Origin of the sequence: Hoeflea ulvae (assembly GCF_026619435.1) — a bacterium.
Lineage (GTDB): Bacteria > Pseudomonadota > Alphaproteobacteria > Rhizobiales > Rhizobiaceae > Hoeflea > Hoeflea ulvae.
The window spans coordinates 2,254,013-2,277,495 of record NZ_JAOVZQ010000001.1; the positions used below are offsets into that span (position 1 = coordinate 2,254,013).

The window sequence follows — 23,483 nt, forward strand, 5'->3', positions numbered from 1 at the left end:
ATTCCTTGCACAGACCTTCTCACACCCGATTGCGACGCAAAGGCCCGATTGCGACGCAGCACGAGAATAAATGCGAAGCGCCGTGGTCCCGTGCATCGTCTGCGAACAACAGGATGCCTTACCCGGCCTTGAGCTGTTCGATCCGGGCCTGCAGCGACAGCAGGTCCATCCAGGCAAGCTGCTTTTGCGCCGGATATTTGAGCAGGTAGCCCGGATGCAGGGTCGGCAGCGCCGGGATGGTGCTGTCATTTGCCTTGTAGTCCATCCAGGTGCCGCGCACCGACAGGATGCCCTCCTTGGTGCCCAGCAGCGACCGGCTGGCGACATTGCCGAGCATCACCACAATCTTCGGCGCCGCAAGTGCGACATGGCGCTCGATGAATGGGCGGCAGAGCTCGATTTCATGCGCAGCCGGGGTGCGGTTTCCCGGTGGCCGCCACGGAATCATGGTGGTGACATAGACCGTGTCGCGGTTGAGCCCGATGGCCGCCAGCATGCGGTCGAGCAATTGTCCCGGGCGTCCGACAAAGGGCGCGCCCTGGATGTCTTCCTCGCGGTCCGGCGCTTCGCCGATGAACATGATGTCGGCATCCGGATTGCCGTCGGCAAAGACCAGCGACTTGGCGCTGTGACGCAGATTGCAGCCGGTAAAGCCGTCAAGGGCAGCGCGCAGTTCGGCGATGGAACCGGCGGCGGCAGCCAGGCTCCGGGCGCTTTCAAAGGCGGCCTCGCCGGGGACTGTGAGTTGTGAAGCCTGCGGCGCCGGCGCCAGCGGCTGCGCGGCGATCTTGCGGCCGTGGGTCGCGGCAGCCGAGGGCTGGCCTGCGGCGTCCTGGCCGGCGGCAGCTTGATTGGGGGTGTTGGCTGTGCGCCTGCGACCGGGGCAACGGTCCTGGGCTGGGCCTTGGCCCGGGCGCGCTCCTCGAGGATCTGCGCCGACTGGGCGAAGCGGTCGACAGGCGCATCCTCGCACAGATCGTCGACACCGCTGTCGGCATAAAAATGCAGAAGCGCCGCCAGCTCGGCCGAGTCCATTTCAAGTGCCATGCCTTCCATGGGGCCGTTCTACCCGATGGCGATTGCAGTGGGAAGAGGCACAGGCGCCCCGGTCCACCGTGCCGTTCATTACGCATCCCCGGGCACTTGAATATTCTTTCATTCCATGGAATATAAGAATTATGGAAATGAATGCTGCAATCAAGGTCTTTTCGGTGCTCGCCCATGAGGGGCGCGTGCTGCTGCTGCAATCCCTGGTCCGGGCCGGTCAACAGGGCGCGTCGGTGGGCGCGCTGGCGGCAAGTGTCGACCAGAATCTCAAGACCGTGTCGGCGCAATTGCAACTGATGGCCGATGCCGGGCTGGTCAGCGTCCGCCGCGAGGGCAAGCAGATGATCTACAGCGCGCATTACGACACGCTCGGATCGCTCTTTGCCTTCATCATGCATGATTGCTGCGGCGGACATCAGGATCTGCGCCGGAGAGTGCAGCGAGCCTGCGCATGCTGACCCCGGCGACAGGGCCCGCCTGCTGCGGGGAGACGCCGGTGGCGGCCATCAACAGCCTGTGCCATTGCCTGGCATATGAAGCCGAACAGCGCCGCGCCCGCGTGGCTGCCGGCAGTCAGAACCCGCAGATGCCAGCCCTGCTGGCACAGCGGCCCGGGCTTTTTGCAGGCACCGCCGTGTTCCCGGCCCGCGACGATTACCGGCAAATGGCGCAACTGGTCGAGGCGGTGACCCGGATCACCGCAACCGGAGCCTATCAGGCGGTCGTGCAGGCCCGTGATCCCGCAATCGACCTGACTCGCCAGCGGGCGAGTCACGGCCTGCTGATGGGGTATGATTTTCACCTCTCTGCCGCCGGGCCGCGGCTGATCGAGATCAACACCAATGCCGGCGGCGCCTTTCTCACCAAGCCCTTTGTCGATGCCGGATCGGACTGCGCGCCGCTCGAATCCCACAGTCCGGATTTTGACGAGGCCCGGCTCCAGGAACGGCTGGTGTCGATGGTCCTGCAGGAATGGGTTTCCATCCGTCCGGGTGAGCCGCTTCGCGCGCTCGCCATTGTCGATGAAGACCCCGAGACACAATATCTCTATCCCGACATGCTGCTGGCCGCGGAACTGCTCAACGCTCGCGGCATTCGCACGGTCATTGCTGCCCCGTCGGATCTCGATTACCGCGACGGCAGGCTGTGGCTCGGCGGCGAGGTCATTGACATGGTCTACAACCGGCTGACCGATTTCAGGCTCGAGGCAAGATCCAGCACGGCCTTGCGGCAGGCCTATCTTGAGGACGGCGCGGTGGTCTCGCCATCGCCGCGCCATCACGCGCTCTATGCCGACAAGCGCAATCTCGTGATCCTCGGAGGCGGCGAGGGGGCGCCCGGCGCGCTTGGCGCGGAACTTTGCGCGATGATCCCGCAGACCAGCACGCTTTCCGCCATCGACCCGGCGCTGGCCTGGAAGACGCGCAAGACGATGTTCGTCAAGCCCTCGGATGGCTATGGCAGCCGGGCGGCCTATCGTGGCGACAAGCTGACAAAGCGTGTGTGGAAATCCATTCTGGCGGGGAACTACGTCGCCCAGCAATATGTTGCGCCCAGCTATCGCGGCCTGGTGGTCGACGGCGTGAAGCTGCGGCTCAAATTCGACATCCGGCTTTATGCCTATGCCGGCCAGCCGCTGTTTCCGGTGGCGCGGATCTATGCGGGGCAGACCACCAATTTCCGCACGCCGGGCGGCGGACTGGCACCGGTGGTTCTGGTCTGAGCAATAAAAAACGCCCGGGAACAGGTCCCGGGCGTCCAGATCAGGCGGCAGCAATCAGTCTCAGGCGTTGTAGTCGCTCGAGTCTTCTGCGCCTTCTTCTTCGTCATTGTAGTCCGGGTCGTTTTCGGCAGCTTCTGCGGCTTCAGCAGCGGCTTCCTCGTCGATGCCGTAGATGGCGTCGGCCGAAGACAGGTCTTCGCCCTTGGACTGGCGCTCGGCTTCGTCGGCGGAACGGGCAACGTTGAAGGTGACCGACACATTGACGTCGGCGTGCAGCACCAGCGGCACGGTGTGCAGGCCGATGGTCTTGACCGGGTTGTTCATGTCGACCTGGCTGCGGCCGATGGTGAAGCCGTTGTCGGCAAGAACGGCAATCACGTCGCGGGCTGCAACCGAACCGTAGAGCTGACCGGTTTCACCGGCAGAACGGACAACGACAAAGGTCTTGCCGTCGAGCTTTTCGGCGATCTGTTCGGCTTCCGACTTGCGCTCGAGGTTGCGGGCTTCGAGAACCGTACGTTCGGCTTCGAAGCGGGTCTTGTTGGCAGCATTGGCGCGCAGCGCCTTGCCCTGCGGCAGCAGGAAGTTGCGGGCGTAGCCGTCGCGAACCTTGACGGTTTCGCCCATCTGGCCGAGCTTTGCGATGCGTTCAAGAAGAATGACGTCCATGGTGTTTGTCCTTTCGAGGAGGTGTCAGGGTCTGGATCTGGGACCGGAATTGGTCGCCGTGAGGGTCCGGGCGGTGTCGAACAGCCCGAGGAAGAGAAAGAAGCCGAGCGGAATGGTGAAGATCACCGTCGCCAGATAGGCTGCCGACAGCAGCAGCCCGCGGGCCGGCTTGCCGCGTGTGCGATGATGCGCGATGGCAAAGCCCGCCACCACGAAGCAGATGCCGAAGGCGCCGACCAGGGTCCAGCCGATCAGCCCGATGCCGCCGCCCGAAAAGCTCATCACCGCGCCGGCTGCCAGCGCAAGCGCGCCCAGGCGCGGCACTCTGAGTTGCGAGGGGATGTCGTCCTTGGGCCGCTTGGAACGGCCGGACAGGCGCACGATGGCAGAGGCGACATACCAGCCGGCAAACAGGATCAGCACCCACATCGCAGCCTGGATCGCCGGCAGCGCGAACAGGAAGAACTGTTTCATCTCGGCCAGGCCCTCGGCGGAAGGCTGGTAGTCGGCATTGCTGTCCTTGATGGTGGTAACAAACACGTCGACCAGCTCGCCGATGAATTCCGGGCCGTATCCGGTTGCAAGTCCGACCGCCACGAGCCCGACACAGACGCAGGCCGCGATGTTCATGAAGATGTCGGACAGCGGGTACCAGATGACGCCGCCTTCGGGGCCGCCGATTTCCTCGGCCGGTCTGGCCAGATTGGAAAGATGCGCAATCCAGGCCGCCGGCGCCAGCGTGGTGACAGCCGAAACCAGCGCGGCCTGCGGCGTGGTGGTAAGAGCGATGATCGCCATGGCGCAGACAACCGCGACAATGGACGCAAGGTTGGACCAGCCCAGCCCGGCAATCAGCACGGGCAGCGCGGCAGCGGCAAAGAGAAAGAATGACAGGCCTGACGGAGATCCGGCGCTGACAAGCAAAAACGCGGCAGAAACGCCGGCGAGCAGGCCCACAAGGAGCGATGTGCTTTGCTGTGTCATCAGTCGCTGTCCTGCCTTCAAGCAGTTAGAGGTCAGCCGCAAGTGATTTCGCGTCTCGACCCCAACACGGGATTTTCGGTACCCAGGCCCCGCGCCCGTCGCGGAATGGGAACGGAACCCGGCGCAAGACGCCGGGCTCCTGAATTTGCTACTTCAGCACGTAAGGCAGCAGGCCGAGGAAACGGGCGCGCTTGATCGCCTTGGCGAGTTCGCGCTGCTTCTTCTGGCTCACAGCCGTGATGCGGGAAGGAACGATCTTGCCGCGCTCGGAAATGTAGCGCTGCAGCAGACGCACGTCCTTGTAGTCGATCTTCGGCGCATTCGCACCCGAGAACGGGCAGGTCTTGCGGCGGCGATGGAACGGACGACGGGTCGGAATCTGATTGATGTCTACCATTGTCGTATCTCCTATTCGCGGTCTTCGCGCGGACGGCGCGGGCCACGGTCACCGCGATCGGGGCGGTCGCCACGGGGGCGGTCGTCACGGTCGCCGCGTGGGCGGTCATCGCGATCACGCTTCTGAAGCATGGCCGAAGGGCCTTCTTCATGGGCTGCGACGGAAACGGTCATGAAACGAAGAATGTCTTCGTTGAAGCGCATCTGGCGCTCCATTTCCTTGACGGCATCCGACGGCGCATCAATGTCCATCAGCGCATAATGCGCCTTGCGGTTCTTGTTGATGCGGTAGGTGAGGGACTTGAGGCCCCAGTGTTCAATACGCCCGACTTGTCCACCATTGGCTTCGATCACACCCTTGTACTGTTCAACGAGGGCTTCGACCTGCTGGCTGGAGACATCCTGCCGGGCAAGGAATACATGTTCATATAGAGCCATGATTGACTTGCCTTTCTTGCATTTTACATCACCCGGATCCGGCGCTAAGCCCCAGCGACTTGTCCTGGCGGCCATTTGGGCCGGGCAAGAAAGACGTGGTATCGAGACGGTCGTGAGCGGAGACACGGGAGGCCGGAGCGCTGTTGCCCCCGGGACCCTTGTAACAAGGATCGCACCCTCCGTTCAGCCACCAGCCAGATGACCGGGTGTTCGAACAAGGGCGCTTATACGCGGATTTGACCGTATTGCAAGTGCGAAGCTGGCACGGATTGCCGCAGCGGCTGGCAGGCCGGTCGCGCAGCAGCCTGATGCCTGACCATGCCGGCGATTTTGAAGCCCGGCGGCACCATCAAAGCACAACCATGCGCATGGTCACGCAGCCGGTGCCGGCGAGCCGGTCTTGCGGCCGGTGCATGTCTTTTTCTTCTGATCTGGGGGCAAGTTACCCCCAATTTGTAGGGGTAAGTTCTGGAGTGCCGGCTTAACCCCGGTTTCACTGCAGTTTGAGCATTATCCGTTTCCAGGTCTGAGGCCGGGCAGCCATTTGCTGGCAAGCCGGCCTGAATTTTGAAACGAAAGGATTTGCTCATGTCTTCGTTGCTGAAGGCGCTGTTTGTCGGCGCAACACTTGCCCTGGCGGGCATTTCCACGCAAGCCGTTGCGATGGACGAGGTGGTATTGACCGTCTCCGGGAAGGTGGCAAATGGCGAGCCGGTGGATTTCACGCTCGCCGAACTCGAGGCGCTCGGAACTGCGAGCATCACCACAAGCTCGCCCTGGGAATCAAACGCAATGACCTTTGACGGCGTGCCGCTCGCGGTGCTGATGGAAGCGGTCGGCGCCTCCGGCGATACGGCTTCCATCGTTGCACTCAACAAGTACCGCACCACCGTTCCCGTCACCGATTTCATCGATCACGGCGTCATCCTCGCCAGCCGCAAGGAGGGTGCGCCCATGCCGGTCTCAGACAAGGGGCCGCTGTTCGTGGTCTATCCCTTTGACGACAAGCCGGAGTTGAACAGCGAAATCTATCACTCGCGGTCTGCATGGCAGGTTCGCAGCATCGTCGTCGAATAGTCCGAGCGCAAAGACCAATCCATTCATGCGGCTTCCCAAAACCACATTCAATCTGCTCGCCCTTGCAGGCCTTGTTGCGCTTGGAGCCATCGGCTGGATCCATGCCGGCCTCATGGCGGCGACTGAGGAGTCGGTTGCCCGTTCCGCCCGCTATGACGTGACCTGGACCGGTTCGGCAGGGCGGATGGAAATTCTGGAGCTGCAGAAGTGGATATCGGACTATATCGCAAGCGGCAGTCCTGAAGACGCGGCCCAGGTCGAGTTGTACAGCCAGATTGTCGAGGGCCGCTTGACCAACTGGAACTCTGGCAAGTTCGGCGACTATGTCGACATGGTGCCCGAGCGACGGACGGCTTTCGATCGCATCCGTGCAGATTATCTCGACGCCATTTCGGAAATCGGCAACCTGGATGATCCGCAGGTGCAGCAGCGTCTCGTCGAGAAACTCGAAGAGATCGCACCGGTCATTCACCGGATTGGCGCCGATGCCCACACCACCACGATGGTGGTCAATTCCGAGATCCGCAACCGGTTGGTCAGCGAGCAGCGCGTGCAGAAATACCTGGCCTATGTGCTGATTGGCCTCGGCACATTTTTGCTGATTGCCATGATGTACCAGAACAGGTCGCTGGAACGTGCCCATCGCGCCGCGCGCCATGCCGCGGTCGGATTTTCAGACCTTGCCCACCATGACAGTCTGACAGGGCTCCCCAACCGGCTGGCCTTCAAGAGCGCCTTCGACACCGCGATGATGTCCGATGGCTATGCCACGCAGACACTGGCGGTGCTTGCGATCGATCTCGACGGGTTCAAGTCTGTCAACGATCTGCTCGGGCATGCTGCGGGGGACGACCTGCTGGTCCGGGTCTCAGACCGTCTCAGGACATTCATCGCCGGAGTGGGCCCCGAAAACATTGCCTCCCGTTTTGGTGGCGATGAATTTGTCGTGCTGTTGCAGGGCAAGGCCGCCTTCAGCCGGTGTGAAGAAATTGCCGACGAGCTGCTGTCGGTGCTGAGCGAATCCTATCTCATCCAGAATAGCACCGTGGCGATCGGTGCCACGATTGGGCTGGCCGTGCTCGATCGGGCAGGCGATTCCGCCTCCAACCCCTTGCTCGATGCGGATCTGGCGCTCAGCAACGCCAAGGCGCTTGGCAAGGGCATCGTGGTCAAGTTCGACCCTTCGATGCGGGCGGATTTCGAACGGCGAGGGCGTCTCGAAATCGATTTGAAGCTCGCGCTCAAGAATGGCGATATCTTCCCCTTCTACCAGCCCCAGGTCGACATCGACACCGGGAAGCTGGTCGGCTTCGAGGCGCTGGCGCGCTGGAATCATCCGGAACTGGGCTGGATAGGCCCCTATGAATTCATCCCGATCGCCGAGACATCGTCGCAGATTGTCGAGCTTGGGCGCTGCATCCTGACGACCGCCTGCATCGAGGCGATGGCCTTCCCGGACGATGTCCGGGTTTCGGTCAATCTGTCGGTCGGGCAGATGCTGCGTGACGATGTCATCGGCATGGTCACCGACATTCTGGCCAGCACCGGCTTCCCGGCCGAGCGGCTGACGCTGGAGGTGACCGAATCCGTGATGATGTCCGAGCCTGAACTGGCGGCCCGCATCCTCAACGGTCTCAAGGAACTCGGAATCTCGATCGCGCTTGACGATTTCGGTACCGGCTATTCGGCGCTGTCCTATCTGCGCCAGTTCGATTGGGACGAGCTGAAGATCGACAAGAGCTTTGTGGACGATCTCGGCCATGATCCGCGGTGCCTTTCCATCATCGAGTCGGTGGTCGACCTGGCCACCGAACTGGGCATGAAGGTGGTCGCGGAAGGTGTCGAGACGGCCGATCAGCACGAGATCCTGCGCAAGAGCGGATGCCACATCGCACAGGGCTATCTGTTTGGCCGACCGCAACCCATCGACCAGGTTCACGTCACGCTGCTCAAGTCTCTTGCTCCATCTGCGCCGCAGATCGAAGCGACCAAGGCAACCGGCACCTGATCGCCGGCTTCCGCCGTCACCTGTTGGTCCGGACTGCCGCTGTTCCGGATAGCTGAGAAAAAACGAAACTTAACGCTGCGCTCCGCGTTCTGCTGACGAGAAGTCACGCAACAGGAGCACACTCATGACCAAGATCGATCAAGACCACGTCTGGGAGATGATGGACGGCATCAGGATTGCCATGTTCATCACCTGGGACGGCAGCCGCCAGAGCGCCCGCCCCATGGCTGCCATGCCGCGACAGGACGAGCATGCCATCTACTTTTTCACCGGCGCGAATGCGGAAAAGGACGATCAGATCGAAGAGTTTCCGATTGTCACCCTGGCCTTTGTCGACCAGTCGAAGAATGATTATGTCTCGATCACCGGCGTCGCCAAACTGTCCAATGACCGCGCCAAGATCAAGGACCTGTGGTCGCCGATGATGAAGTCATGGTGGGACAGCCCCGAGGATCCGGACCTGCGCCTGATCAAGTTCACGCCGGAAGATGCGCAGGCCTGGGACGGCCCGCATGACATGGTCTCGACCATCAAGATGGTTGCCGCCGCCGCCGGTCTCGGCAAGCCCGATCTGGGAGACAGCGGCAAGGTCACAATGTAAAAGATCACGCCGCATTTGCCGGTCAGTTCACCACCGCCGTGCCCCCATGGGTCGCGGCGGTGGTCTTGCATTTGCGGATGGGGATGGCCGTGCCGGCTCCAATCGGGATCTCGGCCGCGCGGCCTTGGCGTCTTTCCCGCACCGGCTTGCCAGAATCGGCAAAGGCGCAGACTGTAACGGCGTCCGCCGCGTCAGTTGTCTCTCTTTTCAGCGTTAGCCAGCACTTTGGTCCAGCATCGCCTTCCGCTTGTCGAGTTTCCGCCAGCCAGAGCCGGCGTCAATTCCTTTGCCATTCTGGCCGCCTGCGAAGCCTCGGCCCGGGCGACGCTGATTTCGGTCTATCCGGTGCTGATGTACCGGGCGCTGGGCAGCGCCGCTTCGGTCTCGGAAGTCTATGTCCTGATCGGCCTGACCGGACTGGTCTGCGCGCTCTGCGTGCCCTTGCTCGCCCGCTTCGTGCCGCGGCGCTGGCTCTACACGCTGGGCGCGCTGATCATGATCTGCGGCAGCATTCTCGGCGGCTTTTTCGATGCCCGCTATGTGCCCTTCGCGGTTGCGGCAAATTCGGTCGGCCTGGTCATCCTGGCGGTCTGTTTCAACGCCTACGTGATGGATTATGTCGAGCGCGCCTCGATGGGCAGGAATGAAAGCCGGCGCCTGCTGTTCAGCGGTATTTCCTGGAGCGTCGGGCCGTTTCTGGGCGTGGTGCTGATGGACTGGCATCCGCAGATACCGTTCCTGATCTCGATCGCCGCCTGCCTGGCGATGCTGAGTTTCTTCTGGTATCTGCGGCTTGGCGACGGCAAGGTCATCACCAAGGCGCGCAGGCCGCCGACCAATCCGCTGCGCTATATCCCGCGGTTTTTTCGCCAGCCGACCCTGGTCGGCGGCTGGTTCTATGCCACGATGCGGTCCGTCGGCTGGTCGATCTACATCATCTATGTGCCGATTTTCGCGGTCAAATCCGGACTGAGCGACCAGATCGGCGGACTGGCGCTGTCGATTTCCAATGCGTTTTTGTTCTCCACGCCCTTCATGCTCAAATTCCTCCAGAAAACCAGCGTCCGCAGCGCCATCGTCACCGGCTTTGCCGGCACCGGCGTGCTGTTCGCTGGTGCCGCCATGCTCTCGGGCTTTCCCTATCCGGCGATTGCCATGCTGGTCTCGGCGACGGTGTTCCTGGTGCTGCTCGATGTCAGCGGCGGCCTGCCGTTCCTGCTGACGGTCAAGCCGTCCGAGCGCACCGAGATGGCGGCGGTCTATTCCACCTATCGCGATGTCGCCTCGGTCGGTTCGCCTGCCTTCGCGCGGCTGGTGCTGGTCATCACGCCGGTGCAAGGGGTCTTTGCCGCCATCGGCGTGGTGCTGATCGGCTGCGCGCTGATTGCCCGGCGCACCCATCCGGGACTGGGCCGGCGCCGGCACTGAGACGGGGCCGCGGGCTGCCGCCGGCCTCAACGGTCAGGCAGCAGGCCCGCAAGCCCGGTCGCGTGAGACGGGCAGGGGTCAGATCGGCAGCGGATGCGCCCGCCGAGCCGTGGCGATGTCGTCCATCACCGCGTCGGACAGTCTGACATCCTTCGATCCGATGGCGGTTTTAAGCTGCTCCACCGATGTGGCTCCGACAATCGCCGCGGTCATGAACGGGCGCGACAGGCAGAAGGCGATGGCCATCTGAGCCGGGTCGAGCCCGTGTTTCTGCGCGACCTCGATATAGGCCTGGGTCGCGGCTTCCGATTGCGGACTCCAGCGCCCGCCCAGATTGGGCACCTTGCTGCGGCGTGAGCCGTCCGGCGTGACATCGCCCTGGTATTTGCCCGACAGGATGCCGGCGGCCAGCGGCGAAAACGCCAGCAGGCCGACATCCTCGTGATGCGCCACTTCAGCCAGATCGGTGTCGAACATCCGGCAGATCAGGTTGTATTCGTTCTGGATCGAGGCTGCGCGCGGCAATCCGTGCTCCTCGGCCATGCGGACAAATTGCATGGTGCCCCAGGCGCTCTCGTTGGACAGGCCGATGGCGCGGATCTTGCCGGCCTTGACCGCATCGCCCAAGCCTTGCAGCGTTTCCCGAATGTCATCGGTTGCCGTGGTCTTGTCCTGGCTGCTGGCGTCAAAGGCCCAGTGCTTGCGGAAATGGTAGGAGCCGCGATTGGGCCAGTGCAGCTGGTAGAGATCGATATGGTCGACGCCGAGCCGCTTCAGGCTGCCGTCAACCGCCTCCATCACCGAAGCGCGGGTGAAACCCTGGCTGTCGCGGATCCATTTGACCCCGTTGCCACCCATCTTGGTGGCCAGAACCACATCGTTGCGCTTGCCCGAAGCGCGGAACCAGCTGCCGATATATTCCTCGGTGAGCCCTTGTGTTTCGGCCCGGGTCGGCTGGGTCGGATACATTTCCGCCGCATCGAAGAAATTGACGCCCTGGGTCAGCGCATAATCCATCTGCGCATGCGCCTCGGCTTCGCTGTTCTGCTCGCCCCAGGTCATGGTGCCGAGGCAGATCTCGCTGACCATCATGCCGGTTCGTCCGAGCGGGTTCATTTTCATCGGGGATGTTCCTCTTGATTGCCGGCCCTGGCAGAGCGGCGCATGCCAAAATATGGCCGCACAATAGCCAGCGCGGGCGAGGGCGCAAGCCTTGCCCGCGTCATGCTCAAATCAGAACAGCCAGACCACATAGCCCGTATAGATGCCCAGCATCACCACCCCGGCCAGGCGGTTGATCCGTCCGGCAATCAGGATCAGCCCGGTCAGCGCCAGCGAGACGACGATCATGAACGGAATGTCGAATCGCGCCATCGAGGCATCGATGCTTACCGGTGTGACCATGGCTGTGATGCCCAGAATGCCGAGAATGTTGAAGATGTTGGAGCCGACGACATTGCCCAGCGCCACCTCGGCATGGCGGCGAAAGGCGGCGACCACCGAAGTTGCCAGTTCCGGCAGGCTGGTGCCGACCGCGACGATGGTCAGACCGATGACCGCTTCCGAGATGCCGAATTCCCGGGCGATCGAGGTTGCCGCGCCAATCAGCAGGCTGGCGCCGACAAACAGCGCGCCGAGGCCGCCGATTATAAAGAGGGCTTCTTTCCAGCCTTCGATCTTGACCACCAGCTCGGCTTCCTCTGCCGTCAGGCAGCGGCGGTCGCTGCGGGTGACCCAGGCGAGATAGGCAGCAAGCGTGGCAAACATGGCCAGGCCGAGCCAGAGATTGATCACGCCCCAATAGCCCAGTCCCAGCATGACGAGCGCCGCAGCCAGCATCATCACCAGATCGCGCTTGAGGTTGGGAATCCGTGTGGCTATCGGCGAGATCGCCGCGGCGGTGCCCAGGATAAGCAGGATATTGGCGATGTTGGAGCCGACCACATTGCCCACAGCGATGGCCGGCGAGCCGTCCAGTGCGGCCTGCAGCGACACCAGCAGTTCCGGCATCGAGGTGCCGAAGCCGACCACGGTCAAGCCGATCAAAAGCGGCGGCATGCCGAGCCGGTTGGCCAGGGAAATGGCGCCGCGAACCAGAAAATCCGCACCAAAGGTCAGCAGCGCAAGCCCTGCGATCAGCATAACCACATTCATAAGCATGATGTCTGACCTCGGGTCACGGGTGCGGGCGGCCGCCGGCGATAGCAATGTCGCGGGAGGCCGAGGCAAGGCTTGGGGATATCAAGGGGCGGGTGCCGAAGCCGGCACCTGCGGCATGGGCTCAGTCGGCGTTTTCGGGGTTCATTTCCGCCGAGATCGCCAGTTTTGCCGTCATATAGGTCGCCCAGATGGCCAGCGGGCCGATCAGCGCGATCAGGACCATGTCGCCCATGGCAGCCAGATCGAGCAGGCCGTCGGCAGCCCAGATGGTAGCGATGGCGGCGAGCCAGATTTCGGAGCTGATCAGCACGATCGCGCCGACTGCGGTGAGAAACGCCACGAATCTGGATTTGGGCAGGGCAGCGGGCGAACCGCCGGAGAAATTGGCCGGGGAGGGTGACGCGGAGTGCGACATCTGTGTGGATCCGAAAAAAGCGCTGCCGGGTTTGAGCGCAACGATGATGATGTGACGGCGATCCATGGCAAATTCAAGGGGGCGCGTGTTCATGGCTGGGAAATATTTTTGCTTTATGACCGGCGTTCCGATGATGGGCGGAAAGATGACCTGTCGGCCACTGTGTGGCGCGCTTGTTCTTGCTCTATGCGGCATCCGGGCGCGCCAGCGTGGAGAAAAAGGAAAGCAGTTCGATGACAGGCATATTCGAGCAATTCGTGACGCTGTGGGTGGTGATCGATCCGATCGGCACAATCCCCGTCTTTGTGGCCATCACCGCCAGCATGACCGCCGCCGAGCGCGTCAAGACCGCGATCCGCGCTGCGGTGATCGCAGCCAGTGTGTTGCTGTTTTTCCTGGTGGCCGGGCAGTTCCTGCTCGAGGCCCTCGATATCAGTCTCCCGGCGTTCCAGATCGCCGGCGGGCTGATTCTGTTCCTGTTCGCGCTCAGCATGATCTTCGACACGTCGAAGCCCGAAGCCGAAACCGCCGAGGCGAAGAAACTGGCAGATGCCCATACCGTGGCGGTGTTCCCGCTGGCGGTGCCGTCGCTGGCGTCGCCGGGCGCCATGCTCGCCATCGTGCTGCTGACCGACAACAACCGGTTCAGCGTCCAGGAGCAGATCGTCACCGGCACCGTCATGGTCTGTGTCGTCGGCGTTGCCCTGGCCTGCATGCTGATGGCCACGCCGATCCTGCGCATCATCGGCAATGGCGGTGCGGCGATCGTCAGCCGGGTGATGGGCATGGTGCTGGCAGCCGTTGCCGTCGACGCGGTGATCAATGGCGTCATGGAGCTGATCAGAACCGCAGCCTGACGCCGGGACGGATCGATGTGTCCTTTGGCCGGCAGTTCGGTGAGCAGGATTTCGGCCGCATCTGAACGCGTTTGCGCTTGACGCGTCTGATGCCGCGAACGGCACTGAACTTGACTCCGGCGCCGCGAATGTGAATTGAAGCGGCAACGCGACATACAGGATTGGAGCCAGCACATGGCCATTGCATTCACTTTTCCGGGCCAGGGCAGCCAGAGCGTCGGCATGGGCAAGGATCTCGCCTCGGCCTATCCGGAGGCGCGGGCGGTGTTTGACGAGGTCGATGCGGCGCTTGGCGAAAAGCTGTCGGCGGTGATCTTCGACGGTCCCGAGGATGCGCTGACGCTGACCGCCAACGCCCAGCCGGCGCTGATGGCGGTGTCGATGGCGCTGATCCGCGTGCTCGAATCACGCGGCCTCGATCTGGCAAGCACCGCCAGCCATGTCGCCGGCCATTCGCTCGGCGAATATTCGGCGCTGTGTGCGGCCGGCATGTTCTCGATTTCCGACACGGCCCGGCTGTTGCGCATTCGCGGCAACGCCATGCAGGCCGCGGTGCCGGCAGGCGAGGGCGCCATGGCGGCCATCATCGGGCTCGAGAACGAGGACGTGGAAGCGGCCTGCGCTGAAGCCCGCGCGCTCGGCGCGGTGCAGATCGCCAATGACAATGGCGGCGGGCAATTGGTGATCTCGGGTCTCAAGCCCGCGGTCGAGGCCGCTGCCGCCAATGCCACGGCCCGGGGCGCCAAGCGGGCGCTGATGCTGTCGGTATCGGCGCCGTTCCATTCAAGCCTGATGCAGCCGGCCGCCGACGCCATGCGCGAAGCCCTCGCCGGCATTGCCAAATCGGCGCCGGTCGTCCCGGTGATCTCCAATGTGCGTGCAGCACCGGTCTCCGATCCGGACGAAATCGCGCAATTGCTGGTCGAGCAGGTGACCGGCCAGGTCCGCTGGCGCGAGACGGTGGCTTGGTTTGCCGCCAACGGCGTCGACACGCTGGCCGAAATCGGCGCCGGCAAGGTGCTGACCGGCCTGGCCCGCCGCATCGATCGCTCGATCACCGGGCTCAATGTCGGGGGACCGGATGATATTGACCCGTTTCTGGCCGCAATCGACGCGCAAAACAGCTGAGCAACAGACCTGATGACAGCCTGATTGCAGGCTTGAACTGACAAAATCCCGAAAGGACGACCCATGTTCGATCTGACCGGCCGCAAGGCCCTGGTGACCGGTGCCTCCGGTGGAATCGGTGAAGCCATTGCCCGCCAGCTTCATCACCGCGGCGCCACTGTCGGCATTCACGGCACCCGCGTCGAGAAGCTCGAGGCGCTGGCCGCAGACCTTGGCGAACGTGTGATGCTGTTTCCCGCCGACCTGTCGGACCGGGACGCCGTCTCCGAACTTGGCAAGACCGCCGAAGAGAAGCTCGAAGGCGTCGACATCCTGGTCAACAATGCCGGCATCACCAAGGACGGACTGTTCGTGCGCATGAGCGACGAGAACTGGGACCAGGTTCTCGAAGTTGACCTCACCGCCGTGTTCCGCCTGACCCGCGAACTGACCCATCCGATGATGAAGCGCCGCCATGGCCGCATCATCAACATCACCTCCGTTGTCGGCGTCGCCGGCAATCCGGGCCAGGCCAATTATTGCGCCGCCAAGGCCGGCATGATCGGCTTTTCCAAGAGCCTTGCCCAGGAAATCGCGCCGCGCAACATCACTGTCAATTGCGTGGCCCCCGGCTTCATCGAAAGCGCCATGACCGAAAAGCTCAATGACAAGCAGCGCGAGGCGATCATGGGCGGCATTCCGATGCGGCGGATGGGCTCGGGCGAGGAAGTTGCCTCGGCCGTGACCTGGCTGGCATCCAACGAGGCTTCCTACGTCACCGGGCAGACCATTCATGTCAATGGCGGCATGTTGATGGTCTGATCACCCGCAGGTGAAACAGACTGGCCGGATGCGTCACCATGCGGCGGAAATCACGCTCTCGGCGTATTTTCCGGCTTTGCCCGCATGCCAAACCATGGTACTTCGCCCTCGCCGTGAGTGGTGATGAGAGCTGATTTCGAGTTCGAAATATGCCGTAATCCACAGCTCCGGCTTTGACGGAACCAAGTCTGGTGCATAAAGATGTGCAACAAGCTTGATTACCCATGCTTGCGCAGGTAACGAGGCGCAAGAACAATGTGAAACAGGTCGAGGAAATCCGACATGAGCGACATCGCAGACCGCGTAAAGAAAATTGTCATCGAACATCTGGGCGTTGACGCTGAAAAGGTGAACGAAGGCGCAAGCTTCATTGATGATCTCGGTGCGGATTCGCTCGATACGGTCGAATTGGTGATGGCATTCGAAGAAGAATTCGGTGTGGAAATCCCCGATGACGCCGCCGACACAATCCTGACCGTCGGTGACGCAGTCAAGTTCATCACCAAGGCCCAGGCCTGAATGGACATGATCAGGCGGGCGCCTGATCTGCCCGCCTTCAAGACCGGCGCAACACCTGCGCCGGTTTATTTTCCTTTTCTGGCATGACTGGGATTTGAGACGATGCGAAGAGTCGTCATCACCGGCACTGGTGTGGTTTCTCCGCTTGGCTGCGGCACGGAGATTACGTGGTCTCGTCTGATCGACAGCCAGAACGGCGCGTCGCGGGTGACCGCTTTCGACGTCAGCGACATCCCTGCTCAGATCGCCTGTTCCGTCCCCATCGATCCGTCGCTCGAGGGCAGCTTCAATCCGGATGACTGGATGGAGCCCAAGGAACAGCGCAAGATCGACAAATTCATCCTGTTTGGCGTTGCTGCTGCCGAAATGGCGCTCAACGATGCAGACTGGCATCCCCAGAGCCGTGAAGACCAGATCGCCACCGGCGTGATGATCGGCTCGGGCATTGGCGGCCTCGAGGGCATTGTCGAGGCAGGCTATACCCTGCGCGACAAGGGACCCCGGCGGATCTCGCCCTTCTTCATTCCCGGCCGCCTGATCAATCTGGTGTCCGGCCAGGTTTCCATCCGCCACGGACTGCGCGGTCCCAACCACGCGGTGGTGACGGCCTGCTCGACCGGTGCGCACGCCATTGGCGATGCGGCACGGCTGATTGCCTTCGGCGATGCCGATGTCATGGTGGCCGGCGGTGCCGAGGGCGCGATCTGCCGCATCGGGCTGGCAGGCTTTGCCGCCTGCAAGGCGCTGTCGACCTCCTATAACGACACGCCTGAAAAGGCCTCGCGGCCCTATGACCGCGACCGCGACGGCTTCGTCATGGGCGAGGGGGCTGCGACCGTGGTTCTCGAAGAGCTCGAACATGCCCTGGCGCGCGGCGCCAACATCATCGCGGAAGTGGTCGGCTACGGATTGTCCGGCGATGCCTACCACATCACCGCGCCGGCCGAAGACGGCGATGGCGCCTATCGCTGCATGCAGATGGCGCTCAAACGCGCCGGTCTGACACCCGCCGACATCGACTACATCAATGCCCACGGCACCTCGACCATGGCCGACACTATCGAACTGGCCGCCGTTGAACGGCTGGTGGGCGACGCCGCGCCCAACATATCGATGTCGTCCACCAAATCGGCCATCGGGCATCTGCTCGGCGCCGCCGGTGCCATGGAAGCGGTGTTCTCCGCGCTGGCCATCCGCGACAATATCGCTCCGCCGACACTCAACCTGGACAATCCGGAGGTCGAGACCAAGATCGACCTGGTTCCCAATGTCGCGCGCAAACGCCGCATCGATGTGGCCTTGTCCAATTCCTTCGGCTTCGGCGGCACCAACGCTTCGCTGGTTTTGAGGCGCTATCAGGGCTGAGGCTGAGGTTGCCCCCGGGCGACGGCCGCTTTACCCGTATTTCGCCACATTGAGCGGCAAGAACACAGCAACCGGATTTGGCCTTTTTCCAACTCCTGCGGAGATTGACACGTGACCGACCGCAACGACCAGAACAAGGGCATTTTTGGCCGTGCCGGCAGCAACAAGAATGCGTCCGGCCCGATCATTCCCGTCTCGCCGTCCCAGGCACTGAAGCCGGAAAGCGCGCCGCCGCCGCCCCGGCGTTCGCGCCGCGCCCGCAACCAGGTCGTGGTCTTCCTCAATTTCATCCTGTCGCTGGTGATTTTCATCGCGCTCATCGCGATCGGTCTGTTCTGGTATGGCAAGACCGAATTCGAAGGTCCCGGACCGCTTGACCGGACCACCGACTACATGGTGCGCGAAGGCGCCGGTCTCAACGAGATCGCCGCAGGTCTGGAACGCCAGGGCATCATCGCCAATCACCGGATTTTCTCGCTCGGCGCCAAGGGCATTCTCGGCGACGATACGCTCAAGGCCGGCGAATACGAGATCAAGGCGCACTCCTCGATGCGCGGCATTGTCGAGCTGATGCAGTCGGGCAAGTCGATCCTGCATTCCTTCACCGTGCCCGAAGGCCAGACCGTCGAGCAGGTGTTCGAGCGGCTGCGCAATGCGGAAATGCTGGAAGGCGATCTGCCCGAGGAAATGCCGGAAGAGGGCGCGTTGCTGCCCGAAACCTACAAGTTTTCCCGTGGCACCACTCGCGCCGAAATCATCGAGCAGATGACCCGGGCGCAGTCCAGAGCGCTCGAACAGGTCTGGGCGATGCGCGCACCCGACCTGCCGCTGGAAAGCCCCGAAGAGCTGGTGATCCTCGCCTCCATCGTCGAGAAGGAAACCGCCAAGGCAGACGAGCGTCCGCGGGTCGCCGGCGTGTTCATCAACCGCCTCAACAAGGGCATCCGTCTGCAGTCGGATCCCACCATCATCTATGGTCTGTTCGGCGGCGCCGGCAAGCCGTCCGACCGGCCGATCTACAAGTCCGATATCGAGAAGCCGACCGCCTACAACACCTATGTCATTGACGGGCTTCCGCCGACGCCGATCGCCAATCCGGGCCGCGAAGCGATGGAAGCCGTCGCCAACCCGTCGCGCACCAAGGATCTCTACTTTGTCGCCGACGGCACCGGCGGGCACGCCTTTGCCGAAACACTCGCCGACCACAATTCCAATGTGGCGCGCTGGCGCAGGCTGATGTCGGAACAGGAAAAGGCGCTGGCCGCCGAAAAGGCTGCCGCTGCAGAGGCCGCAGCAGACCAGGCCGGTGAAACGGAACCGAAGCCGGACGCCAACTGATCCGGACTGGCCGGACGCTGGTCGGTGAAAAACTGAATTCGGAAGGGGTGGGGGACATGGCGATCCAGTCAATGACAGGCTTCGCGCGTCACGAAGGCGAAGCCGAAGGGTGCCGCTTCGTCTGGGAACTCCGCTCGGTCAACGGCAAGGGCCTGGACGTGCGGCTGCGGCTGCCCCAGGGGTTCGAAGCGCTTGAGCAGCCGGTGCGCAAGGCCGCTGCCGCAGCTCTTACCCGTGGCAACCTGCAGGTCAGCCTTTCCGTCAACGCCAAAGGCGCCGCAGTCGAGGCCGTGGTCAACGAGGCAGCGCTAGAAGCGGTCATCGGCCTGGTCGACAAGCTGGCCTTGCGCATCGACGCGCGCAAGCCGGCGCTCGACGGCATTCTCAACATCAAGGGCGTGCTCGAGTTTCGCGATCCGGAACTCTCCGACGAAATGCGTGCTGCGCGCGATCGGGCTGTTCTTGCCGGTTTCATGGTGGCGCTTGAGGCGCTGAGATCGATGCGGCTGTCGGAAGGTGCCGCGCTTGCCCGGGTGCTTGGCGACCAGGTCGACCGCATCGAGGTGCTGACGCTTGCGGTCGAATCCGATCCGTCGCGCTCGCCCGAGAACATCCGCGCCCGGCTGGCTGAGCAGGTGGCAAGCCTGATGGACACCGGCGCCGGTCTTGACCGCGACCGGCTGCACATGGAGGCGGCATTGCTTGCCACAAAGGCCGATCTGCGCGAAGAGATCGACAGGCTCAAGGCCCATGTCGAAGCGGCGCGCGCGCTGCTTTCGGGAGACAGTGCTGCCGGGCGGAGACTCGATTTCCTCGCCCAGGAATTCAACCGCGAAACCAACACGATCTGTTCGAAATCGAATGCGGCGGCAGTCACCGCCATCGGGCTTGATTTGAAAGTGCTGATAGACCAGTTTCGCGAACAGGTACAGAATCTGGAGTAAAGATGAGCCAGCCGCCCGCAGATCTTCCGTCGGCCCGAATCAAACGGCGCGGCCTCATGCTGGTCATTTCATCGCCATCGGGCGCGGGAAAGTCGACCATTGCACGCAATTTGCTCGAACACGACACCGGGCTCAGCCTGTCGGTCAGCGTGACCACGCGTCCGCGCCGCGGCAGCGAGATCGAGGGCGTGCATTACCATTTCAAGTCCCGCAAGGACTTTGAGCGCATGCGCGATTCCGAAGCCCTGCTGGAATGGGCCGAGGTGCACGGCAATTGCTACGGAACCCCGCGGGAAGCGGCTGAAATCGCGATGGCCGAAGGCCGCGACATGCTGTTCGACATCGACTGGCAGGGCGCCCAGCAATTGCAGGAGAAGATGAGCGCCGATGTGGTCTCGATCTTCATCCTGCCGCCCTCGATGGAAGAGCTCAGGGCCCGGCTGCACCGCCGCGCCGAAGACACCGACGAGGTGATCGAACAGCGCCTGGCCAATGCGCGCTCTGAAATCGAGCACTGGCGCGAATATGACTATGTCGTCGTCAATGACGATCTCGACCGCGCCTATTCCGCCGTGCGCGCCATTGTCCAGGCAGAGCGCCTGCGCCGCGATCGCCGTCCCGGCCTTTTCGATTTCGTCACGGATCTGCTCGAGAGCTGATCAGAGCGCGCCAAGTTGATTAAAGTGCGCGGGCAAGCGCACAGAATTCCTCGACACTGAGGGTTTCGGCGCGCCGGGAGGCATCGATCCCGACCTTGTCGAGCAAGGCCTCTCCGCCCAGCGGTTTGAGGCTCTGCCTGAGCATCTTGCGGCGCTGGCCGAAGGCGGCCTGGGTGACGCGTTCGAGCTTGTCTAGCTGGCACGGCAGATGCTTTGCCAGCGGCTCAAGCTGCACCACGCTCGAGGTCACCTTGGGCGGCGGCGTGAACGCCTCGGGCGGCACGTCGAACAGGATCTCGCTGTGGGCGAGCCAGCCTGCCAGTATGCCGAGCCGGCCATAATGGTTCGAGCCCGGCGCAGCCACGATCCGCTGCCCGACTTCCTTCTGGAACATCAGCGTCATCGAGCTCCAGAACGGCGCGTCGGGATCAGCGGTCAGCCAGTTGATCAGCAATTGGGTACCGACATTGTAGGGCAGGTTGGCGACGATCCCGGCCGGCGCGCCATCGGCGATGGCTGCAAGATCGATCTTCAGCGCGTCCCCTTCGACCACCTCGAGACGTCCGGGATAGTGATCGGCGATTTCCGAAAGTGCCGGCAGGCAGCGCGGGTCGGTCTCGATTGCCACCACCCGGGAGGCGCCCTGGGCCAGCAGCGCGCGGGTCAGGCCGCCGGGGCCGGGGCCGATTTCGAACACGGTAAAGCCTTCGAGCGGCCCGGCCGAGCGGGCGATCTTCGCCGTCAGATTGAGATCGAACAGGAAATTCTGGCCCAGCGCCTTTTTCGGCGCCAGCCCGTGGGCCGCCACCACATCGCGCAGGGGCGGCAGGCCGTCGGGTGTAAAGGCCATCAGGATGTGCTTTCTGTAGAAGAGGCAGTCTCGGCATCGGCCATGCTGCCGGCCAGCCTGAGGGCTGCAACCAGGCTGTCTGCGCGCGCAACACCCTTGCCGGCCAGCGGGAACGCCGTTCCGTGGTCGGGTGATGTGCGGATGAAGGGCAGGCCGAGAGTGGCGTTGACCGAATCGTGGAACCCCAGCGTCTTGGCCGGGATCAGCGCCTGGTCATGATACATGCAGATGGCCGCGTCATAGCCCGCCCTGGCTTCGGCATGAAACATGGTGTCGGCAGGCAGGGGTCCGAATGCATCAATGCCCTGGGCTCGGAGCCGGGCTATCGCCGGCGCAATGATGGCGGCGTCCTCGGCACCGAGCGCACCGTCCTCGCCCGCATGCGGGTTGAGGCCCGAGACGGCAATGCGCGGTGCGGGCACGCCAAATCGGCAGGCCAGGTCGCGGGCGATGATGGTGGCGGTCTCGACAATGGCCTCGGTGGTCAGCGCCTCCGGCACCTGGCGTAACGGAATGTGGATGGTCACCGGAGCCACTCGAAGCTGCGGCCCGGCCAGCAGCATGACCGGACGCAGACCGCGGCCTTCCGGCGATCCCGCGGCGAGATCGGCCAGATGCGCCAGATATTCGGTGTGTCCGGGAAATGCGAAACCGGAGGCGTAGAGCACCGACTTGGCGATCGGGCAGGTCACCACTGCGCGGGCGCGGCCATTCAGGGTGAGTTCGACCGCCAGTCGGATGGCTTCGATCACGGCCCCCGCATTGGCCGGGTCGGGCGTTCCTGGACGCGCTGCAACAGCGAGAGGCACCGGCAGCACGGGCAGGGCAGTGGCAAAATCGGCCGCAGCCTGCTCCGGGGTGGTCTCGCGAAGCGGGACGTTCAGCCCGAGCAGGTTCGCCCGTTCTGCCAGCATTGCCATGTCGCCGATCAGAAAGAAGGCGGGCACCCCGAGTTCAGCCCGGTTCAGCCAGGCCGTCAGCGCCAGATCCGGTCCGATTCCTGCAGGGTCGCCCATGCTCAGTGCCAGGGCGGGTCGGTTCCCGGTCATGTGGGGTGATAATCCTACTTGTTGGCGATGACTGCGCGTTTGCGAAGTTCCTCGAGATATTTCTTCGCGTCAGCAGAATCAGCCTCGTCATTGTTCTCGGCGCGGAAAACCAGTTCAGCGGCCTTGTCGTCGGAGACGGTCTTGGCCGAGCAGATGACGATGAATTCGATGCCGCGTTCGGTCACGCGCGCCGGGGTTGCGGAGCCGGCCTTGGTCTTCTCGATCAGCGGCTTCCATTCCGGCGGCAATTCCGGCTGCATGATGCGGCCAAGCTGGCGCAGGGTGACATCGCGCAGCCCGGTGATCACCGAAGCGGCGCTGTCGCAGCCCTGGTAGCGGCCGCGCAACTGGTCGGCTTCGCGCTTGCGGGCATTCAGTGTGGACTGATTGCGCTTGCTGGCGGGCACCACGAAAATCACCTGCTGCAGGATATATTCGGTGGTCGAGGGCTGGTTGTCGCCGCGTTCGAGCATCTTGGACACCAGGTCCTGTGTCGACAGGCTTCCGCCGCTGCTGCTGACGCCAACGGCCTGCAGCACCCGCGGCCAGCTCATCTGGATCTGGATGAAGCTCTTGAAGTGTTTCGGGGTCACGCCGGCCTGATTGAGGATCTGGGTCAGCTGCTTTGGCGTGAGCTTGTTGGACGCGGCAAAGCGCGCGAAGGATGCATCGACCTGTGCGTCGCTGACCAGCGCCCGGACCCGGGCTGCTTCCTGCAGCTTAAGCGCCTCTTCGGTGAGCTGTTCCCGCGCCTTGGCGCCGAGATTGCCGCTGGTGCGTTGCAGTTTGAGGAAGGCTACCCGGCGCGCGATATCGACGCTGGTGATCGCCTGGTTGTTGACCACGATCTTGATCTGACTGGCGGCAAACACGGATGGCGCCGACACAGGTGCGAACGAAAACGCGACAACTGCGGCGAGCAGCAAACCGGCAAAGCGGAAGTGCGCAGGAAAATGCATACGTTCTGGTCCTCTATTCCGGTCAAAACAGACCATGCCAGTGTGGCAAATCGAAAGTCGCTCGTAAA

General features: G+C 63.0%; 25 protein-coding genes. 14 read left to right on the forward strand and 11 right to left on the reverse strand.

Features of this window, described 5'->3' with window-relative positions:
- Positions 1-118: 118 nt before the first annotated feature.
- Positions 119-973: a uracil-DNA glycosylase gene (locus tag OEG82_RS10615; protein WP_267612423.1), complete on the reverse strand. Its 855-nt coding sequence runs from the start codon at positions 971-973 to the stop codon at positions 119-121.
- Positions 974-1,178: 205 nt separating this feature from the next.
- Here OEG82_RS10615 and OEG82_RS10620 point away from each other — a divergent pair, with 205 nt between their 5' ends.
- A complete protein-coding gene (locus tag OEG82_RS10620; protein WP_267612424.1) occupies positions 1,179-1,505 on the forward strand; it encodes an ArsR/SmtB family transcription factor in 327 nt (108 codons plus the stop codon).
- Between the two features lie 38 nt (positions 1,506-1,543).
- Positions 1,544-2,770 carry a hypothetical protein gene (locus OEG82_RS10625; protein WP_267612425.1) on the forward strand — a complete coding sequence of 409 codons (1,227 nt, stop codon included), beginning with the start codon at positions 1,544-1,546 and terminating at the stop codon, positions 2,768-2,770.
- A 60-nt stretch (positions 2,771-2,830) separates the two neighbouring features.
- Here the strand turns inward: OEG82_RS10625 and rplI are convergent, their stop codons facing one another.
- From rplI to rpsF, 4 genes are all read right to left on the reverse strand, one after another.
- Complete coding sequence (rplI, locus tag OEG82_RS10630) at positions 2,831-3,439, reverse strand: 50S ribosomal protein L9 (protein ID WP_267612426.1); 609 nt, start codon at positions 3,437-3,439, stop codon at positions 2,831-2,833.
- Positions 3,440-3,463: 24 nt separating this feature from the next.
- The gene (locus OEG82_RS10635) at positions 3,464-4,423 is read right to left on the reverse strand and encodes a DUF2232 domain-containing protein (RefSeq protein ID WP_267612427.1); all 960 of its coding nucleotides are present in this window, start codon (positions 4,421-4,423) and stop codon (positions 3,464-3,466) included.
- A gap of 148 nt (positions 4,424-4,571) precedes the next feature.
- On the reverse strand, positions 4,572-4,820 hold the full coding sequence (gene rpsR / locus OEG82_RS10640; protein ID WP_007196805.1) for a 30S ribosomal protein S18: 249 nt from the start codon (positions 4,818-4,820) through the stop codon (positions 4,572-4,574).
- A gap of 11 nt (positions 4,821-4,831) precedes the next feature.
- Positions 4,832-5,257, reverse strand: coding sequence for a 30S ribosomal protein S6 (gene rpsF / locus OEG82_RS10645; protein ID WP_267612428.1), 426 nt, complete (start codon positions 5,255-5,257; stop codon positions 4,832-4,834).
- 588 nt (positions 5,258-5,845) lie between these two features.
- Between rpsF and OEG82_RS10650 the strand changes: the two genes are divergently transcribed.
- The 4 genes from OEG82_RS10650 (at position 5,846) to OEG82_RS10665 (ending at position 10,371) form a co-directional block, all read left to right on the forward strand.
- A complete protein-coding gene (locus tag OEG82_RS10650; RefSeq protein ID WP_267612429.1) occupies positions 5,846-6,334 on the forward strand; it encodes a putative pterin-binding protein in 489 nt (162 codons plus the stop codon).
- Positions 6,335-6,359: 25 nt separating this feature from the next.
- Positions 6,360-8,342 carry a putative bifunctional diguanylate cyclase/phosphodiesterase gene (locus OEG82_RS10655; RefSeq protein ID WP_267612430.1) on the forward strand — a complete coding sequence of 661 codons (1,983 nt, stop codon included), beginning with the start codon at positions 6,360-6,362 and terminating at the stop codon, positions 8,340-8,342.
- Between the two features lie 124 nt (positions 8,343-8,466).
- Positions 8,467-8,943: a pyridoxamine 5'-phosphate oxidase family protein gene (locus tag OEG82_RS10660; RefSeq protein WP_267612431.1), complete on the forward strand. Its 477-nt coding sequence runs from the start codon at positions 8,467-8,469 to the stop codon at positions 8,941-8,943.
- A gap of 225 nt (positions 8,944-9,168) precedes the next feature.
- Positions 9,169-10,371, forward strand: coding sequence for an MFS transporter (locus OEG82_RS10665; protein WP_267612432.1), 1,203 nt, complete (start codon positions 9,169-9,171; stop codon positions 10,369-10,371).
- A gap of 78 nt (positions 10,372-10,449) precedes the next feature.
- Here the strand turns inward: OEG82_RS10665 and OEG82_RS10670 are convergent, their stop codons facing one another.
- The 3 genes from OEG82_RS10670 to OEG82_RS10680 form a co-directional block, all read right to left on the reverse strand.
- Positions 10,450-11,493 carry an aldo/keto reductase gene (locus OEG82_RS10670; RefSeq protein ID WP_267612433.1) on the reverse strand — a complete coding sequence of 348 codons (1,044 nt, stop codon included), beginning with the start codon at positions 11,491-11,493 and terminating at the stop codon, positions 10,450-10,452.
- 111 nt (positions 11,494-11,604) lie between these two features.
- Complete coding sequence (locus OEG82_RS10675) at positions 11,605-12,531, reverse strand: calcium/sodium antiporter (RefSeq protein WP_267612434.1); 927 nt, start codon at positions 12,529-12,531, stop codon at positions 11,605-11,607.
- A 121-nt stretch (positions 12,532-12,652) separates the two neighbouring features.
- Positions 12,653-13,039 (reverse strand): hypothetical protein, encoded by a 387-nt coding sequence (locus tag OEG82_RS10680; protein WP_267612435.1) that lies wholly within the window; start codon positions 13,037-13,039, stop codon positions 12,653-12,655.
- 140 nt (positions 13,040-13,179) lie between these two features.
- Between OEG82_RS10680 and OEG82_RS10685 the strand changes: the two genes are divergently transcribed.
- The 8 genes from OEG82_RS10685 to gmk all read left to right on the forward strand — a co-directional run bounded on the left by OEG82_RS10685 (position 13,180) and on the right by gmk (position 20,557).
- A complete protein-coding gene (locus tag OEG82_RS10685) occupies positions 13,180-13,803 on the forward strand; it encodes a MarC family protein (protein WP_267612436.1) in 624 nt (207 codons plus the stop codon).
- A gap of 174 nt (positions 13,804-13,977) precedes the next feature.
- Positions 13,978-14,931 carry an ACP S-malonyltransferase gene (gene fabD / locus OEG82_RS10690; protein ID WP_267612437.1) on the forward strand — a complete coding sequence of 318 codons (954 nt, stop codon included), beginning with the start codon at positions 13,978-13,980 and terminating at the stop codon, positions 14,929-14,931.
- Between the two features lie 63 nt (positions 14,932-14,994).
- The gene (gene fabG / locus OEG82_RS10695; RefSeq protein WP_267612438.1) at positions 14,995-15,732 is read left to right on the forward strand and encodes a 3-oxoacyl-[acyl-carrier-protein] reductase; all 738 of its coding nucleotides are present in this window, start codon (positions 14,995-14,997) and stop codon (positions 15,730-15,732) included.
- Between the two features lie 282 nt (positions 15,733-16,014).
- Positions 16,015-16,251, forward strand: coding sequence for an acyl carrier protein (locus tag OEG82_RS10700; RefSeq protein WP_047032512.1), 237 nt, complete (start codon positions 16,015-16,017; stop codon positions 16,249-16,251).
- 102 nt (positions 16,252-16,353) lie between these two features.
- Positions 16,354-17,616: a beta-ketoacyl-ACP synthase II gene (gene fabF / locus OEG82_RS10705; protein WP_267612439.1), complete on the forward strand. Its 1,263-nt coding sequence runs from the start codon at positions 16,354-16,356 to the stop codon at positions 17,614-17,616.
- Positions 17,617-17,727: 111 nt separating this feature from the next.
- On the forward strand, positions 17,728-18,954 hold the full coding sequence (gene mltG / locus OEG82_RS10710; RefSeq protein WP_267612440.1) for an endolytic transglycosylase MltG: 1,227 nt from the start codon (positions 17,728-17,730) through the stop codon (positions 18,952-18,954).
- Between the two features lie 56 nt (positions 18,955-19,010).
- Positions 19,011-19,898, forward strand: a complete 888-nt coding sequence (locus tag OEG82_RS10715; protein ID WP_267612441.1) for a YicC/YloC family endoribonuclease — start codon at positions 19,011-19,013, stop codon at positions 19,896-19,898.
- A 2-nt stretch (positions 19,899-19,900) separates the two neighbouring features.
- Positions 19,901-20,557 carry a guanylate kinase gene (gene gmk, locus OEG82_RS10720; RefSeq protein WP_425497579.1) on the forward strand — a complete coding sequence of 219 codons (657 nt, stop codon included), beginning with the start codon at positions 19,901-19,903 and terminating at the stop codon, positions 20,555-20,557.
- Between the two features lie 19 nt (positions 20,558-20,576).
- On the opposite strand, the gene rsmA is transcribed toward gmk, so the two are convergent.
- The 3 genes from rsmA to OEG82_RS10735 are packed head-to-tail and all read right to left on the reverse strand — an operon-like array spanning position 20,577 to position 23,415.
- On the reverse strand, positions 20,577-21,407 hold the full coding sequence (gene rsmA, locus OEG82_RS10725; protein WP_267612443.1) for a 16S rRNA (adenine(1518)-N(6)/adenine(1519)-N(6))-dimethyltransferase RsmA: 831 nt from the start codon (positions 21,405-21,407) through the stop codon (positions 20,577-20,579).
- Positions 21,407-22,456: a 4-hydroxythreonine-4-phosphate dehydrogenase PdxA gene (gene pdxA, locus OEG82_RS10730; RefSeq protein WP_267612444.1), complete on the reverse strand. Its 1,050-nt coding sequence runs from the start codon at positions 22,454-22,456 to the stop codon at positions 21,407-21,409. Before pdxA ends, rsmA begins: the two co-directional genes overlap by 1 nt.
- A 14-nt stretch (positions 22,457-22,470) precedes the next feature.
- Positions 22,471-23,415 (reverse strand): SurA N-terminal domain-containing protein, encoded by a 945-nt coding sequence (locus OEG82_RS10735; RefSeq protein WP_267612445.1) that lies wholly within the window; start codon positions 23,413-23,415, stop codon positions 22,471-22,473.
- Between the last annotated feature and the right edge of the window lie 68 nt (positions 23,416-23,483).